Here is a 15,462-nt window from a genome sequence, read left to right on the forward strand (position 1 = left end):
CATATTAGCAGATGAATGGCAAAAAAAAGGACTAAATCCAAAAAACCTACACCCGCCAAGAAAAGAGCTTCACTAAAGCTCTCCAAACAAAACAAGATTATTTTTGGTAGTCTGTTGATTGTACTCAGCATTGCTTTGTTCTTTTCTTTTATGTCCTATTATTTCACTTGGCAGGAAGATCAGAGTATTCTGGAACAATTCAATGATAGAAACGCCCAGGCAAGCAACTTACTCAACAAACTTGGAGCGAGTATCAGTCACTTTTTTATGTACAAAGGCTTTGGGCTTGCTTCATTTGTATTTCCCCTTTTGCTGGCCGTAACTGGCCTCTATCTCTTTTTAGGATTACCCACTAAAGGACTTATAAGCAAATGGATATGGGGATTGACAGGAATCATTTGGACTTCTATCGCTTTAGGGTTTTTCGCAATCGAACAACCGCTTCTCGGCGGCCTGATTGGTTTTGAAATGAATGATTTCCTTCAAGACTATACAGGGAAAATCGGTGTATTCCTATTGCTTGTCTTTGTTTTGATGGTCATATTGGTTCGTCTTTTCAACTTTACACCAGAAGGTATAGTCAAATTTTTTAGTTCGCAAAAGAAACAACTCTCAACTGACCTTGGAAAAGGAAAATCCGCGGAACCTATAATTAAAGAGGATATAAGCATCGAACTCAGTACAAAAGAAGAGGTTCCGGTCAAGGTGGACGCCTACACCCATAAAAATGATATTCCTCCGCTACAGAATGAGGCTGGCTTAGATGTCAATTTGCCTGAGCAGGAAGAGCTGGACATTGATTTAAAGGTTGAAAAAATCACCGAGGAAAAAGAAGAGAAGGATATAAAAGCAGATAAACTAGTCAAAGACTTTGGTGAGTTTGACCCAAAATTGGAATTGGGCAATTATAAATTCCCTCCATTAGACCTTTTGGATCAGCATGGTGCAACTGGTGGGATTACCATCAACCAAGAAGAGCTTGAGGAGAATAAAAATCGTATTGTAAGCACGCTTAAAAATTACAAGATTGGTATTGCTCAGATTAAGGCGACCATTGGACCAACAGTTACCTTATATGAAATTGTTCCAGAAGCTGGCGTTCGTATTTCCAAAATCAAAAATTTGGAAGACGACATCGCACTTTCATTGGCGGCTTTGGGGATTCGGATAATCGCACCTATCCCGGGTAAAGGAACTATTGGTATAGAAGTTCCAAACAAAAATGCAACCATAGTTTCCATGCGATCTGTGATTGCATCCAAAAAATTTCAGAATGCAGAAATGGAACTCCCGATTGCATTTGGAAAAACAATCAGCAATGAAACTTTTGTGGTTGACCTGGCTAAAATGCCCCACATGCTTATGGCTGGTGCCACTGGTCAAGGTAAGTCTGTGGGCTTAAACGCTGTCCTCACTTCCTTGCTCTATAAAAAGCATCCTGCGGAGGTTAAATTCATTTTGGTAGACCCGAAAAAAGTCGAACTGACACTTTATAATAAGATAGAGCGTCATTTTTTGGCTAAACTTCCCGATTCTGAAGACGCAATAATTACGGATAACACTAAGGTAATCCATACACTGAATTCGCTCTGTATTGAGATGGACAACCGATATGAGCTGCTGAAGTTGGCCATGGTAAGAAACATTAAAGAGTATAATGTAAAGTTCAAGGCTCGAAAACTCAACCCAAATGATGGACACAAGTTTTTACCCTACATTGTTTTGGTCATTGATGAGTTTGCAGATTTGATCATGACAGCGGGTAAAGAAGTTGAAACCCCCATCGCTCGACTAGCGCAATTGGCAAGAGCTATTGGTATCCACTTGATTATCGCAACACAACGTCCATCTGTGAACGTGATTACCGGAATTATCAAAGCCAACTTTCCTGCGCGTATTGCTTTTAGGGTTACTTCCAAAATTGATTCCAGGACCATTTTAGATACCCAAGGGGCAGATCAGTTAATTGGTCGGGGTGATATGCTATTTACCCAGGGGAACGATGTCACTCGATTGCAATGTGCCTTTGTGGATACCCCAGAAGTTGGAAAAATTACAGAATATATTGGCTCGCAACGAGCTTATCCAGATGCTCACTTACTGCCAGAATATGTCGGTGAAGATTCTGGCACGGGGATTGATATTGACATTGCAGACAGGGATAGTATGTTCCGAGATGCGGCCGAAGTTATTGTTACCGCGCAGCAAGGTTCAGCTTCTTTGATTCAAAGAAAACTGAAATTGGGGTACAACCGAGCAGGCAGAATTATTGACCAATTGGAGGCCGCTGGAATTGTAGGACCATTTGAAGGAAGCAAAGCTCGACAGGTATTGGTGCCAGACATTTTAGCCCTGGAACAACTTTTAGAAAACGAAAGAAATTAAAATCATGAACAAAAAAAATATACTCCTTTTAGTACTTTTTGCCTTTGGCATTTTTGCAAACGGACAAAACTCTTCAAAAGCCAAGACATTATTGGATGAAGTCTACTCAAAGGCAACCAGCTACGACAATATCTATATTGATTTTCAGTCCACATTGGAAAATACTGAAGCTAACATCAAACAAGACACTAATGGTCACGTTACCCTAAGCGGTGATAAATACTTACTGGATTATTTGGGTGCACAACAATTGAATGATGGGAAGAAAGTATATACTATTGTGCCTGAAAATGAAGAAGTGACCATTGAAGATGTTACCGAGGATGATAATACAGTTACCCCTTCGAAAATGTTAACTTTTTATAGAACAGGGCATAACTATAAATGGGATATTCTTCAAAATGTGGGTGGAAGAAAAATTCAATATGTAAAATTGACTCCTATTGATTCAAATGCTGAGATAAAGTCCATTCTATTGGGTGTTGACACTCAAACCAAGCACATTTATAAGTTAATTCAAACAGGGGAAAACGGGACAAAAACCACTTTAACTGTTAATTCTTTTAAAACCAATCAGCCCCTCTCAAGTACACTTTTTACCTTTAACACGAAAAAGTACGAGGACAAAGGGTACTACATCATAAGAAACTAATGCATTGAAAATACTAGACCGGTATATATTATCCCGATTTCTGTACAACTTCTTTAGCGCATTTTTTATCCTGATAGTGATATTCATTTTTCAGGGTATCTGGCTCTTTATCGATGACTTGGCGGGTAAAGGTCTGGGAATTGTCATCATTGGAAAGTTCATTTTCTACTTTATCCCTACCCTAGTAGACAAGGTGTTGCCACTTACCGTGCTACTATCCTCCATTCTTACTTTTGGAACTTTTGCCGAGAATTATGAGTTCGCAGCTATGAAAGCCTCGGGAATATCCCTGCAAAGAGGTATGAGAAGCCTTATAATCTATGTGATTTTTCTAGGAGGTGTCACCTTCTTTTTTGCCAATAATGTAATTCCAAAATCAGAGCAGAAAATGTTCAACCTTCGTAGAAATATTGCCAAGGTAAAACCCGCAGCGGCAATTACCGAAGGTGTTTTCAGTGACTTTGAAGGAACAGGTGAGGGCATGAACATTAAGGTGGATAAAAAATATGGCGAACAAGACCGTTTTTTGGACAATGTTATTATCCATCAGAAAACCAAACAAAACGTAAACAATACTGTTATAAAGGCGAAGGCCGGAGAATTAATCAGTAGCGAGGATTCCGATATCATTCAATTGGTGTTAAAAGATGGCAATTATTATAATGAGCATAAGCCAAAATCAATTAAGGAGAAGAGAAAGCATCCCTTTGTCAAAATGAAATTTGAAACCTACACCATCAACATTGACATCTCAGAACTCAATAACCAGGACCTAGAGGAGGATGGAAACATTACCACCGATAAGATGAAAAATGTTAGTCGGCTAATCAAAGATATCGACTCATTGGGTAAGAACAACCTCGAAAAAGTTGAAGCTTTTTCCAAAAACATCACAAATCGAATGGGAGCTTTTCCCGTTCCGTCAAAAAAAGACAGTCTAGAAATAAAAGCAGCCAAATCATCACCAAGAATTAAGACTGCAACGGAAGATGAAAAACAAAGAGACAGCATACAGACCATAGAAGAATTAATTCAAAGCTTGCCTGAATGGCAAAGAACTCAGGTGGTGAAAAGTGCCAAAAACTCGGTTTCTGGAATAAAGAACAGTGTGATTGCCAAAAAGGACGAATTACAAAAACGGTTTAAATTTTATCATGGCCATATTTTATCGCTTCATAAAAAATGGGCTTTGGCTTTTTCATGTATTATTCTATTCTTTGTTGGAGCGCCTTTGGGAGCCATTATAAGAAAAGGTGGACTTGGATTGCCTATGGTGATTGCCATAATCCTCTTTTTAACGTATTACTTTTTAGGAGTTTTTGCCGGAAATTATGCCAAAGAAGGAAACATACACCCCATTCTAGGTGCTTGGCTTCCGACCTTGATCATGCTCCCAATGGGTATCTCATTGACCCGCAGGGCCACCGCGGATAAAGGACTTATAGGTTTTGGGCATATATTTGATGGCATCAAAAATCTCTTTAAAAAGAAAGAAAACAATTCCGAAGATTAATGACCACTAGTAAAGAAGGTAAAATACAGTTAAACGCCATTGAAGATGCCATTGAGGACATCAGACAAGGCAAAGTTATCATTGTTGTAGATGATGAAAACCGAGAGAATGAAGGAGACTTTGTGGCCGCTGCGGAATTGATCACTCCAGAAACCATAAATTTCATGGCCAAACATGGTCGTGGTCTCATCTGTGCTCCACTTACCGAGGGTCGTTGCGAAGATCTTGGGTTGCATAAAATGGTCACCCATAACTCTGACCCGTTGGAAACTGCGTTTACGGTTTCTGTGGACCTCCGTGGAAACGGAGTAACCACAGGTATTTCAGCTGCTGATAGAGCCAAAACAGTTATAGCCCTTACCGAACTCAATACCAAGCCCCATGATTTGGCTCGTCCTGGTCATATTTTCCCTTTGATTGCGAAAGAAGGAGGCGTATTGCGACGAACTGGACATACGGAAGCTGCTATAGATTTTGCCCGCTTGGCCGATTTAAAACCGGCTGGGGTTATTGTGGAAATCATGAACGAAGATGGCAGTATGGCCAGACTACCGCAACTGGTTGAAGTTGCCAAAAAGTTTGACCTTAAGATTGTGTCCATTGAGGATTTGATTGCCTATCGCATGGAACACGATAGCTTGATTGAACGAAAAGAGGCTTTCGATATTAAAACCCGCTTTGGTGATTTTCGATTACACGCATACAAACAAACCACCAATGATCAAGTACATATTGCTTTGGTCAAAGGTACATGGAAGGCCGGAGAACCTATACTTACGCGAATAAATTCAACCTTGATCAATAACGATATGTTGGGTACTTTGACAAACAACCCGGATGAAACCCTGCAAAAAATGTTTGATGCATTGCATGCTGAGGAAAAAGGTGCAATGATTTTTATTAATCAAGGCAATCAACATATGAACTTATTGGGACGACTGGCTGAATTAAAAAAATTACAAGCGCAAGGTGTTCATAAAGCACCGAAAATAGATATGGATACCAAAGATTTTGGAATTGGTGCCCAGATTCTTCACGATCTTGATATTTCCAAAATCCGATTGTTGACCAATTCACGTCAGACACGCCGTGTAGGAATGGTGGGCTATGGTTTGGAAATTGTAGAGTATGTGACCTACTAAAGCACTTGCTGAATTGCTTCCACCATCTTTTCTGCCCGATCACGCACTTCATCTTCGGACCAAGCTAGTTTGATGAGACACGAAATGTTTCGACCCACCCAATGATCAGAAGCCGAAAAATCAGATTTGGTATAGTCAGGCAGTGTATCAATAACATCTTGTGGGAGTTTACCTAACGATTTTAATTCGGTAAGATGTTTCCATTTGCGATAATAGTGCCAATTGTTATCATACCAATAAAAACAGCCATCAACTCCAGTTTTGATCAGACTTTTTTGAGCATTTCTTGTGATATCTTCCGAGGGAAGGAAAAAATTTAAAAAAGAATAGTTTTCCTCTCCCCCATCTGGAACCCGTCTGAACACCACTTCTGGAATTTGTGAAAGCGCATCCCTTAAAATGGTATAGTTTCTTTTTTGAATGGCAATGAACTCATCCAAACGGTCAACCTGAGCAAGTCCTACCGCAGCATTTAGTTCGGATATTCTGAAGTTATATCCCAAAAATGGGTGCTGTTCTGCTCCCCTATCATTTCCTAAATGGTCATGTCCGTGATCGGAATATTTATGTGCATTTTGATAATAGTCTTCATTATTGGTAATCACGGCTCCACCCTCGCCACAGGTAATCGTTTTTACATAATCGAAGGAAAAACAACCCAAATCCCCAATACTTCCCAAAGGTTTGCCGCGAAAACTTCCGCCTATGGCTTGACAAGCATCTTCCAATAGAAGTAAATCGTGCTTTATACAAATGGACTGTAACGCACCCAAATCTGCCATAGAGCCGCACATATGTACAGGCATAATCACTTTTGTTCTTTTAGTGATGGCTGCTTCAACAGCTTTTGGGTCCAGAGTCAATGTATCATCCACATCCACCAAAACAGGAACAGCTCCTAAAGCCAATATGGATTCAAAACTTGCAACAAAGGTAAAGGTGGGCATAATGACCTCATCCCCTGCTCCAATGCCAGCGCTTGCTAAAGCAACCGTCAAAGCCGCCGTGCCGCTGCTAACCAAATGTGTATGTTGCACCTGCATTTTTCTGGAAAGTGCCTTTTCCAGTTCTTCTGCTTTCCAATGCCCCTTGCGCATACCGTCAAAGCCATAACGCATCAATACTCCAGAATCAAGCACATCTTGCACCTGTTCCCGTTCCTTATTTCCAAAAAGTTCGAATCCCGGCATAACTATTTAAGTAAAAAACCACAGTTTTATGGCCATTGCTACGACCATGATGATTAAAAATGTTTTTATGAATCCATCTCCTTTTTTCACTGAAAATCGGCTAGATACCCAAGCACCTGTTCCATTTCCAATAGCCAAAATAAATCCCAATTTCCAATTAACCTTATCGTTAAACGCAAATACGGCCAATGCCGCTAGCATATAAATAAACACGACAACAACCTTTGTGGCATTAACCCGAACCAAGTTCATTCGGTTTACGAAATGCATGAATAAAATCATTAAAAAACCAAGACCTGCATTGATGAATCCACCATAAATACCGAAAAAGAAAAAAACGATAAGGCTTACCCACAAGTACTTGCCCGTAAGTCGTTCTTCCATTTCGTGGAGTTTCATTTTTGGCTTGAAGATGATAATCAATACCACTGACAACATTACCATGGCCAAGATACGATTGAAGGTCTCCCCTGTAACATCCACGGCAATTCGTGCCCCAATAATAGACCCCAAAAATGCAGCAATGCCCAAATACACATTAAACGGGTATGTAGAAACACCTTTGCTTTTGAATCCAGCAGTGGCCATGGCAGTTTGGATTACAATGGCCACCCTATTGGTTCCATTGGCCACATTGGAGGGCAATCCTAAAAAGATTAAGGTTGGAAGCGAAAGTAAAGAACCTCCCCCTGCAATTGTGTTTATAAACCCAACTGCAAAGCCGACAACAATCAAAAGTAAATAGTGGTACCATTGATCCATGGGGGCAAAAGTAGCAGGTAATATTGGAATGTAAGCCTTTAAAAAAATAAAGTCTGGAGGCTTTTACAGAAATAAAAAAGGTTACTATATTTGCACCCGCATTGGAGGAATGGCAGAGTGGTCGAATGCGGCAGTCTTGAAAACTGTTGAGGGTCACACCTCCGGGGGTTCGAATCCCTCTTCCTCCGCTGAATTGAATAGAACCCACAACAATTGTTGTGGGTTCTATTATCCTTTATATACTAATTTAAAAACTGAAACGTTTTGTTTTATATTTCTGAAATATAGTTTGTTAATGGAGGAATGGCAGAGTGGTCTATTGCAGCAATTCTTCGGATTTGCGAGATGAAAGTCTCCGAGGGTTCGAATCCCTTCTTCCTCCGCGAGTATACTTCCAAAGCCCCTTACGTAGGGGCTTTATTTTTGATTGACATTCTAGCTGACAGCGCTTTACACTTTATTCGCTTGAGATTTAATTTAGAAAACCGAACCAATCATCAGTTTTATTACTATTTTGGAAATATAGTGATGTTTTTTCTTCGCTATTAACAACTTGTCCACTATTAAACCAAAAAAATATCATGAAAAACCCATTCTGGATATTATTACTGTTAGGCTCAACAATACTTTCATGTGGACAAAAAAAAGCAGCAAAAACAACTACGGAAAATACTCCACAGCAAACTGACTTTATTTGGCTTCCGATTTCGAAAAATGACAGTGTGAAATTTAGAGGGTTTTCTACTCGCTATTTTAATAAAGGGAAAGACTCCGTAATTTTTGCGCACTATGAGACAGAATTATACAAAAAACAGGAAGATGCTGAAAATCCATTATTTAAAAAACAATCGATTTTAGTCTTAAAAGCATTATCCGAGAAAACCAGTTTACCTGACACTATTTATATACAGGCTAAAGGGACTCAAAATGGCACTTTTATCAAAAAAAGTTCAGATTTTAATATACTAGCTGGATTTGATGGGGAAGAATGGAAAATTAGTGATGGAGAGAAATGGAAATCGCGCGCTGATTATTAAAATAAAAGCACACAACATTGGCTATAATTCATTGTGGTTTTGTACACACTAAAATAAAAGCATAATGCAAACAGCTGGATTTCAGCTTAATAATTCTGCGGATGATTCCACACTAAAATCAAAGCCGAGACAGTTAGGCAACAATTCTTGTACAACATCCTTAGGTCTTAAAATTCACTAGAAATGCGGAATAATTAAAAAAATATTGTGTAACCGAAAGATTACGCTTAAATTTGTAACCAATCAGTTACGTAATTATGCGAAGAGATGTTTTTCAGGCAATTGCCGACCCAATACGAAGAGACATTATTAAACTATTAGCGGAAGAAACGCTTAGCGTGAACTCGATAGCTGAGAAGTTTGATATCAGCAGACCTGCGATTTCAAAACATTTAAAAATATTGAATGAATGCGGAATAATAGCTTATAACCAAATAGGAAGAGAGCGCTTGTGTTTAATTCAACCGCAAAAATTGATTCCAGCTTTCCTTTGGATAAACCAATACAATAAACTTTGGGAAGATAGAATAGACTCTTTTGAAAATTATATCAATGAAATATCAAACAAACAAAAATGAGTGATTTAAAAAATAGAACATTAACAATTGAAAAAAACTTTAATGCGCCATTACAGTTGGTTTGGGATGCCTGGACGCAATCTGAACACATTCTGAAATGGTGGGCACCAAAAGGAGTAGACATTAAAATTATCGAGCACGATTTTAAAATTGGTGGAAAATGGAAGTATTCTGGTGTAATGCCTGATGGAAAAGAATATATAACAGAAGGGACCTACACAGAAATTGTTAAACTAAAAAAAATCGTCACTTCTGCCGACTTCAAACCAATGACTGAGAATGTGGAAATACAAGTTTATTTTGAAGCAGATGGGGAAAAAACAAAATTCACTTTCAGCGTAATTCATGCTACGCAAGAATACTGCAAGCAGCAAGAAGAAATGGGGTTCTATAATGGTTGGGGCTCCGTACTTAATAGATTAGAAGAATTTTTAAACAAAAACCAATAAATAAAACATACAATTATGAAAACAATGACCTGTAACCAATTAGGAGGGGCGTGTGAAAAAGAGTTTACCGCGAATACTTTTGAAGAAATAGCAGAAATGAGTAAAAAACACGGTATGGAAATGTTTCAGAAAAATGACAAACCTCATTTAGAAGCAATGAATAAAATGAGAGAATTAATGAAATCTCCCGATGCCATGAAAGAGTTTCACGAAAGCAAAATAAGAGAATTCAATAATCTTCCTACTGATTAAAAACCGAAACCCGTTGGAAACTATATATGGGGATAAGGCGTTCTGTATTTATGAAATTCAGTACTATTGACAAACACCATCAAAAAGTTATAACCAATGCAAAAAATAATCTTAAACTGCATAATTCTTTTACTTCTATTCTCAAGTTGTGACAGTCAAACCAAATCAGACGTTAAAACTCTAAAAATTGAGGAGTTCAATTGGACTATAAATATTCCTGAAAATTTTGAACCCATAAATCAAAACGAATGGAATAAAACGTTAAAAAAAGGAATGGATGCTATTGAAAATACACTTGAAGAGGAAGTGGATAATCAAGCAGTTACTATTTTTTCGTACAAAAATGGCCAGTTCAATAACTTTGAGGCAAATTGGCAACCCTTTGATGTTGAAATAGACGGAGATTATTTGGAAACATATTCCGAAGTAAATTCCATGATATACCAAACTTTCAAGACACAAATACCTGATGCAAAACTTGACTCAATATCGTCTATTCAAAAAGTAAACGGCTTAGAATTTCAGCGGTTTGACATTTCAATAGATTTCCCAAATGGCATTAAAATGAAGACCATTGGTTTTAGCCGCTTATTTGATAAAAAAGAATTTACAATGAATATCACCTCTGTTGATGAAAAAATAGGAAGTAAAATGTTAGATGCATTTTTAAATTCCAAATTCGAATAAATACTGGTTATAATCAGGGCTGTATTTCATTGTGGCCTCCCTCCCAACCTAAAATTTGCTACTTTTAAAAAGCTCGATTTCACAACTTGAAAAATCCTAAAGATTTTTCCTTGTCGAAATCATAGCCGAGATCGTTGCATGCAATTAAAGACAACAGCAATTGACAATATTTGACAAACTATTTAAAAAAGAAAAATTTAACCAACTTAAAGTCGGAAATTGGGTGAATTCTTATTCAAAAGGAATTTACAGAATTGAAATTATTGTTGACCAATTTTACGATGAAAGCTATCCCGCACTCGGAGAAAATAAAATTGGTGACCGAATTAAAGACCGAATAGTCGTTTCGAAAAGATTTCTGAACTCAACGTTTAAAAAATCCTTTAGTTATGAGAGCTGTAGCGAGACTTTTGTTTCAAAACTAAACAATAATCAATATTCCGAACTACAAAAGGTAATTGGACAGAGCCCAAAATTGTTGGAAGAATTCAATGAATACGAAATTCCGACAAGAGAAACCATTTACAATATGGAGTTACAAATAGACAATGAATCTGATTTGAAAAGAGTAAACGAACTTATTGACTTTATAAAAACGGGCAAAAACTTTTTGGAAATTCAAACAAAAATGGAACAAGCAGACTTGTTAAAATTTAAACCAAAATATTTCGGAAATCATTTACTTCAACTGATTAACTATAATGATGAATATTTGAATAAAAAGAAAATATGGCGGAAAGCAACGCTGACTAAAAAATAACTGTAGGCAACAATGGTTATCCACAATTTACACCAAATGAAACCTGAAGATTTTATAAAAGCTTATGAAAATGCGTTGGCAACTCAAAATTGGAAAAATATTGAACCCCTAATTTCTGAATCTGCAAGCGTAACTTTTTCGAATGGGAGTGTCCACTTTGGAAAAAGTAAAGTTCAAACTGCCTTTGAAAACAATTTCAAAAAAATTAAGAATGAAAAATATTTAGTTGATAACGTAAGATGGCTTAGTAGAGAGGAAAAATTTGCCGTTTATTTATTCGACTTTCATTGGACAGGGATTGTTAATGGAAAATCCGTTTCTGGAGACGGAATCGGGACTTCCGTTTTAGTAAAAGAGCATCACAACTGGAAGTTATTAACTGAACATTTAGGGAAGAAATCATCTTAAATCTTGAATAAAAACTAGCTCACAACAATGGCCATAATTCATTGTGGTCTCCCACCTAACCTTAAAATTTGCTACTTTTAAATAGCTCGATTTCGCCGCCTGAAAAATCCTAATGGATTTTCCACTCCGAAATTATAGCTGAGGCCGTTACCACACATTGGAAAACATACTATGAAACTATTGACGGGATTTTACATTTTTGTGTTAATTGCAAGTCTTGTGACGATTACTAACAACCTGAATAATTTGATTAACCCGACAATTATTGTTAGTGTAGTTGGAATTATATCTTCAGTATTATTTCTCTTTAAAAAAACAAATTTCTATTTTTTAGCAATTATTTGGATCATTGTACAGATTCCATTTTTTGAATCTGATAGTTTCAAATTAGATTTTTCTCAATTTCTAAATTTTCATTTCTCAATTATTTGGGGAAATATATCCCTTGGGTTAAATGCTCAAATATTTCTACTCTTTTTCGTGAAAACGTTATTACTTTCTGAACTTTTATTCCGAAAAATATCTTTCAAAGCATATTCTGAAAATGATAAACTAAAGAGAAAGAATGAATATTCTTTTATCCCAACGGACATAGTTGAAAAAAAGCTGGTGGGAGAATCGGCTATTGAAATTGATAATATAACATATTCAAAGATTGAATTAAAACCTGTAAAAAGTGAAAGAATTAAAAAAGCCGGAATTACAATGGTTTCCTCAAATGAAGTCGAAAAAATAAATGCTTTGATTGAATACAAACTAAATTAATAAACATGTGGTAACAATGGCTCTAATCCATTGGGCTAGTTGATCAAATTAAGAACGTTCCTTAAATTTATAGCTTAAACTTATTATTAAAACTTCACATCATGAAAACACTACTTGAGCTACGTTTCCACTGCCTTTCGCTGTCATTTTCATTGATGTTAAGTACGGCATTTGCCTTCGCTCAAACTAGCAAACCTAACACCATTCCTTCCTTGCTACTTGGTCAAGGTGATCAACTCCCACTAGTAAAAGCAGGCCTTGCAGCCGGTAACCCTCATTTAGTTGCAGCCTTGAAAGAAATCGTAAAAAACGCCAATTTCGCGCTTGAACAGCCGGTCGTCAATGTAGTTGACGAAGGAGCCTTGCCTCCAAGCGGTGACCCGCACGACTATTACAGTTATAGCCCTTATTGGTGGCCGAATCCTGAGGATCCCAATGGGCCCTATATTTGGCGTGACGGAGAAATAAATCCTGATCGTAATACTTCAGACATCTCGCGGATTGAAGCCATGGTTAATAGAGTCACGTCGCTGGTACCGGCCTGGTATTTTACGGGTGACGAACGTTATGCGGAAAGTGCTGTTAAGCAACTTCGTGCTTGGTTTCTAAATCCTGCTACAAAGATGAATCCCAATGTCAAGTTCGGCCAGAAACGCCGTGGTCACAATTATAATAGCCCATCAGGAGTCCTAGAGGCATGGCGTATGCGCTGGGTAATCGATTGTGCGATTCTACTGGAATCCTTTCCCGGATGGACAGAGGAAAATGCAAACGCATTGCGTAGTTGGTTTAGTCAATTCGCAACTTGGATGGTGGAAAGTCCCACAGGTATCGAAGAGTCTATGCAACCAAATAACCATGGTTCTTGGTATAATGCCCAACTCATTCTTTATGCTCTTTATGGCGAAAACTTTGATCTAGCTCGCAAACAACTTGATGACATGCCTGCGCGAATATTTTCCCAGGTTTTCATCGATGGACGGCAACCACAGGAACTCATCCGAACTCGGTCACTTGACTACAGTATGTATAATGCTCGGGCTCTAATTACTGTGGCCCGTCTTGGTCGTCATCTCGACTACGATCTCTTTGCTTATCGCAGTTTAGAAGGTCGGAGTATAAGGCTCGCTGTAGATTATATGACACCATTTATATTCGGTGAGAAAGAATGGCCTATTATGCAAATTCGGCCCCATAGTAATGAAAGCGCTGCTGAGCTATATTGGAATGCTGCAAAAGGTTTTCAAGATATCGAATACGCCAATCTGTTACGCAAACTTCCAGAATCCCCTCTTCCATCGTCCATGGTACAATTGCTCGATCCAATGCGGGAAGGCTGGTAAACCCCATTTGTCCTTCAAATCTAGGCCGAGTCCTTAGATAAATTTGCAAAAACAATAGCAAGAAAATTACGATGGCTAACAACGCGTAAGGTTAATTGTTAAGTCTGTATAGCAGTCTCTTGTGGGTTTTTGTAGAAATCCTGGCTCTTCAATTCCTTTTACTATCTTAGTTCTCAATCGCAACCAAACCATATACCTCACGGGTTAACCTTCATTATGACAAGTAAGCAAACTAATGATTAAATTTTTTCGCAACATACGCCAAAACCTTTTCAACGAAGGAAAAACTACCAAATACTTAAAGTACGCCATAGGCGAAATTGTGCTGGTTGTTATTGGCATTTTGATTGCGCTAAGTATTAATAATTGGAATGAATCACGTCAACAAAAGAAGGCTTTAAATAACATCTATAGTATTGTAGCGGAAGATTTAAAGAAAGATTCTTTAGAAGTAGACATGGTATTGAATTTTATGCTCGACAGAAAAAAGGTGTTTGAAAAAGTTTTAAATGACTCATTAAAATTAGAAGATGTTGAAGGAAACAAGGTTATCCACTCAATATTAACCGATGTAAGAGTGTTGAACATAGAAAAAAGAGGCTATAAGCTGCTGAGTAATTTTGAAGATAACATGATAAGTGAAAATGACTCTTTGGCTTTTAGAATTATCAATTTTTACGCAAGTTCCATTTTCTTTTCTGAAAAGGTGGAAACAATTATTATCGATGATTTAATAAAAACCAATGATCTTTGGAAGAATCAGGAATGGTATACCAATATTATGCAAAATAGAAAAGATGAAAAATTCATCGACTATATGCTGACAAATAGAGAATTCAAAAATTTATGTGCTTTTCGATACAGTATCTATTATGAAAATTATGCGCCAACAGTTGAGCAGTTTCAACAAGGTGGTCAACGAATCTTAGAAGCAATAAAAACCAGACTCAATAAAGAATAATTAAAAAATCACAAGGCTAACAACGTGAATAATTAATTGTTTTGGAATTTCTTCAGTGTAAATCCAGACGCATTAATTATCCTAACCAACGAAGAAAAATGACCAACGCCTTTTTCCACAACCAACCACAAACAAACCTGTTAGTCGCAAGTTCAATAAAAATGAAATGAAAGTTACAGTCGAAAAAAATGAAAAGGTTGCCAATATGATATTTGCATCCATTTATCCACTTTACCTGAATAGATTGGAGAAGAATGGTAGAACAAAAGAAGAGCTCAATCAAGTAATTAACTGGTTTACCGGTTTTGATCAAGATGCTTTACAAGCGCTTATTGATGAAAAAGCAACTTTTAGGACATTTTTTCAAAAAGCTAAAATACATCCTAACGCATACTTGATTAAAGGAGTTGTTTGTGGTTATCGAATTGAAGAAATAGCCGATGAATTTGAATTGTATAAACAATGCAGACGTATGGAAAAGCTGATTGATGAATTGGCAAGAGGACGTAAAATGGAGAAAATTTTGCGTGAAGAAAAAAAGTAGAAACTCGCGCAAAACACCTAGATACATTAAAATA

17 protein-coding genes and 2 tRNA genes are annotated in these 15,462 nt (G+C 37.4%); 17 read left to right on the top strand and 2 right to left on the bottom strand.

Annotated features, from left to right (window positions below):
* Nucleotides 1-15 precede the first annotated feature (15 nt).
* Genes ACOKFG_RS12640 through ribB form a run of 4 tightly spaced genes read left to right on the top strand, consistent with a single transcriptional unit; the run spans nucleotide 16 to nucleotide 5,692 of the window.
* The gene (locus ACOKFG_RS12640; RefSeq protein WP_299485609.1) at nucleotides 16-2,385 is read left to right on the top strand and encodes a DNA translocase FtsK; all 2,370 of its coding nucleotides are present in this window, start codon (nucleotides 16-18) and stop codon (nucleotides 2,383-2,385) included.
* A 4-nt stretch (nucleotides 2,386-2,389) separates the two neighbouring features.
* Nucleotides 2,390-3,037, top strand: a complete 648-nt coding sequence (locus ACOKFG_RS12645) for an outer membrane lipoprotein carrier protein LolA (protein ID WP_299485611.1) — start codon at nucleotides 2,390-2,392, stop codon at nucleotides 3,035-3,037.
* Nucleotides 3,038-3,041: 4 nt separating this feature from the next.
* Entirely contained in the window at nucleotides 3,042-4,550 is a 1,509-nt protein-coding gene (locus tag ACOKFG_RS12650; protein WP_298790087.1) for an LptF/LptG family permease, read from the top strand.
* Entirely contained in the window at nucleotides 4,550-5,692 is a 1,143-nt protein-coding gene (gene ribB, locus ACOKFG_RS12655) for a 3,4-dihydroxy-2-butanone-4-phosphate synthase (RefSeq protein WP_299485613.1), read from the top strand. Before ACOKFG_RS12650 ends, ribB begins: the two co-directional genes overlap by 1 nt.
* On the opposite strand, the gene ACOKFG_RS12660 is transcribed toward ribB, so the two are convergent.
* On the bottom strand, nucleotides 5,689-6,882 hold the full coding sequence (locus ACOKFG_RS12660; protein WP_299485615.1) for a DegT/DnrJ/EryC1/StrS family aminotransferase: 1,194 nt from the start codon (nucleotides 6,880-6,882) through the stop codon (nucleotides 5,689-5,691). The genes ribB and ACOKFG_RS12660 overlap by 4 nt on opposite strands.
* A gap of 6 nt (nucleotides 6,883-6,888) precedes the next feature.
* On the bottom strand, nucleotides 6,889-7,644 hold the full coding sequence (locus ACOKFG_RS12665; RefSeq protein ID WP_299485617.1) for a sulfite exporter TauE/SafE family protein: 756 nt from the start codon (nucleotides 7,642-7,644) through the stop codon (nucleotides 6,889-6,891).
* 103 nt (nucleotides 7,645-7,747) lie between these two features.
* On the opposite strand from ACOKFG_RS12665, the gene ACOKFG_RS12670 reads away from it, so the two are divergent.
* The 13 genes from ACOKFG_RS12670 to ACOKFG_RS12730 all read left to right on the top strand — a co-directional run bounded on the left by ACOKFG_RS12670 (nucleotide 7,748) and on the right by ACOKFG_RS12730 (nucleotide 15,428).
* Nucleotides 7,748-7,832 (top strand) — tRNA-Ser (locus ACOKFG_RS12670).
* Nucleotides 7,833-7,941: 109 nt separating this feature from the next.
* Nucleotides 7,942-8,027 (top strand) — tRNA-OTHER (locus ACOKFG_RS12675).
* Between the two features lie 198 nt (nucleotides 8,028-8,225).
* Complete coding sequence (locus tag ACOKFG_RS12680; RefSeq protein ID WP_298790095.1) at nucleotides 8,226-8,681, top strand: hypothetical protein; 456 nt, start codon at nucleotides 8,226-8,228, stop codon at nucleotides 8,679-8,681.
* A gap of 257 nt (nucleotides 8,682-8,938) precedes the next feature.
* On the top strand, nucleotides 8,939-9,259 hold the full coding sequence (locus ACOKFG_RS12685; protein WP_298790097.1) for an ArsR/SmtB family transcription factor: 321 nt from the start codon (nucleotides 8,939-8,941) through the stop codon (nucleotides 9,257-9,259).
* The gene (locus tag ACOKFG_RS12690; protein WP_298790100.1) at nucleotides 9,256-9,708 is read left to right on the top strand and encodes an SRPBCC domain-containing protein; all 453 of its coding nucleotides are present in this window, start codon (nucleotides 9,256-9,258) and stop codon (nucleotides 9,706-9,708) included. The genes ACOKFG_RS12685 and ACOKFG_RS12690 overlap by 4 nt, the downstream gene beginning before the upstream one ends.
* 15 nt (nucleotides 9,709-9,723) lie before the next feature.
* A complete protein-coding gene (locus tag ACOKFG_RS12695; RefSeq protein WP_298790101.1) occupies nucleotides 9,724-9,960 on the top strand; it encodes a DUF1059 domain-containing protein in 237 nt (78 codons plus the stop codon).
* A gap of 96 nt (nucleotides 9,961-10,056) precedes the next feature.
* Complete coding sequence (locus ACOKFG_RS12700) at nucleotides 10,057-10,647, top strand: hypothetical protein (RefSeq protein WP_298790102.1); 591 nt, start codon at nucleotides 10,057-10,059, stop codon at nucleotides 10,645-10,647.
* Nucleotides 10,648-10,870: 223 nt separating this feature from the next.
* Entirely contained in the window at nucleotides 10,871-11,407 is a 537-nt protein-coding gene (locus tag ACOKFG_RS12705; RefSeq protein ID WP_298790105.1) for a hypothetical protein, read from the top strand.
* 36 nt (nucleotides 11,408-11,443) lie between these two features.
* On the top strand, nucleotides 11,444-11,815 hold the full coding sequence (locus ACOKFG_RS12710) for a nuclear transport factor 2 family protein (protein WP_298790106.1): 372 nt from the start codon (nucleotides 11,444-11,446) through the stop codon (nucleotides 11,813-11,815).
* Between the two features lie 171 nt (nucleotides 11,816-11,986).
* Complete coding sequence (locus ACOKFG_RS12715; protein WP_298790108.1) at nucleotides 11,987-12,580, top strand: hypothetical protein; 594 nt, start codon at nucleotides 11,987-11,989, stop codon at nucleotides 12,578-12,580.
* A 101-nt stretch (nucleotides 12,581-12,681) separates the two neighbouring features.
* On the top strand, nucleotides 12,682-13,923 hold the full coding sequence (locus ACOKFG_RS12720; RefSeq protein WP_298790110.1) for an alginate lyase family protein: 1,242 nt from the start codon (nucleotides 12,682-12,684) through the stop codon (nucleotides 13,921-13,923).
* A gap of 235 nt (nucleotides 13,924-14,158) precedes the next feature.
* A complete protein-coding gene (locus ACOKFG_RS12725) occupies nucleotides 14,159-14,884 on the top strand; it encodes a DUF6090 family protein (RefSeq protein WP_298790112.1) in 726 nt (241 codons plus the stop codon).
* 166 nt (nucleotides 14,885-15,050) lie between these two features.
* Nucleotides 15,051-15,428, top strand: a complete 378-nt coding sequence (locus ACOKFG_RS12730) for a DUF2200 domain-containing protein (RefSeq protein WP_298790114.1) — start codon at nucleotides 15,051-15,053, stop codon at nucleotides 15,426-15,428.
* Nucleotides 15,429-15,462 lie beyond the last annotated feature (34 nt).

It is taken from the genome of Flagellimonas rhodophyticola (assembly GCF_049332665.1).
In the GTDB taxonomy this organism is placed as follows: domain Bacteria; phylum Bacteroidota; class Bacteroidia; order Flavobacteriales; family Flavobacteriaceae; genus Flagellimonas.

Bases quoted from the DNA above. Each gene is read 5' to 3' on its own strand.
- ACOKFG_RS12640 (WP_299485609.1), top strand. From the start codon at position 16: ATGGCAAAAAAAAGGACTAAATCCAAAAAACCTACACCCGCCAAGAAA.
- ACOKFG_RS12645 (WP_299485611.1), top strand. From the start codon at position 2,390: ATGAACAAAAAAAATATACTCCTTTTAGTACTTTTTGCCTTTGGCATT.
- ribB (WP_299485613.1), top strand. From the start codon at position 4,550: ATGACCACTAGTAAAGAAGGTAAAATACAGTTAAACGCCATTGAAGAT.
- ACOKFG_RS12660 (WP_299485615.1), bottom strand. From the start codon at position 6,882: ATGCCGGGATTCGAACTTTTTGGAAATAAGGAACGGGAACAGGTGCAA.
- ACOKFG_RS12665 (WP_299485617.1), bottom strand. From the start codon at position 7,644: ATGGATCAATGGTACCACTATTTACTTTTGATTGTTGTCGGCTTTGCA.
- ACOKFG_RS12680 (WP_298790095.1), top strand. From the start codon at position 8,226: ATGAAAAACCCATTCTGGATATTATTACTGTTAGGCTCAACAATACTT.
- ACOKFG_RS12685 (WP_298790097.1), top strand. From the start codon at position 8,939: ATGCGAAGAGATGTTTTTCAGGCAATTGCCGACCCAATACGAAGAGAC.
- ACOKFG_RS12690 (WP_298790100.1), top strand. From the start codon at position 9,256: ATGAGTGATTTAAAAAATAGAACATTAACAATTGAAAAAAACTTTAAT.
- ACOKFG_RS12695 (WP_298790101.1), top strand. From the start codon at position 9,724: ATGAAAACAATGACCTGTAACCAATTAGGAGGGGCGTGTGAAAAAGAG.
- ACOKFG_RS12700 (WP_298790102.1), top strand. From the start codon at position 10,057: ATGCAAAAAATAATCTTAAACTGCATAATTCTTTTACTTCTATTCTCA.
- ACOKFG_RS12710 (WP_298790106.1), top strand. From the start codon at position 11,444: ATGAAACCTGAAGATTTTATAAAAGCTTATGAAAATGCGTTGGCAACT.
- ACOKFG_RS12715 (WP_298790108.1), top strand. From the start codon at position 11,987: ATGAAACTATTGACGGGATTTTACATTTTTGTGTTAATTGCAAGTCTT.
- ACOKFG_RS12720 (WP_298790110.1), top strand. From the start codon at position 12,682: ATGAAAACACTACTTGAGCTACGTTTCCACTGCCTTTCGCTGTCATTT.
- ACOKFG_RS12725 (WP_298790112.1), top strand. From the start codon at position 14,159: ATGATTAAATTTTTTCGCAACATACGCCAAAACCTTTTCAACGAAGGA.
- ACOKFG_RS12730 (WP_298790114.1), top strand. From the start codon at position 15,051: ATGAAAGTTACAGTCGAAAAAAATGAAAAGGTTGCCAATATGATATTT.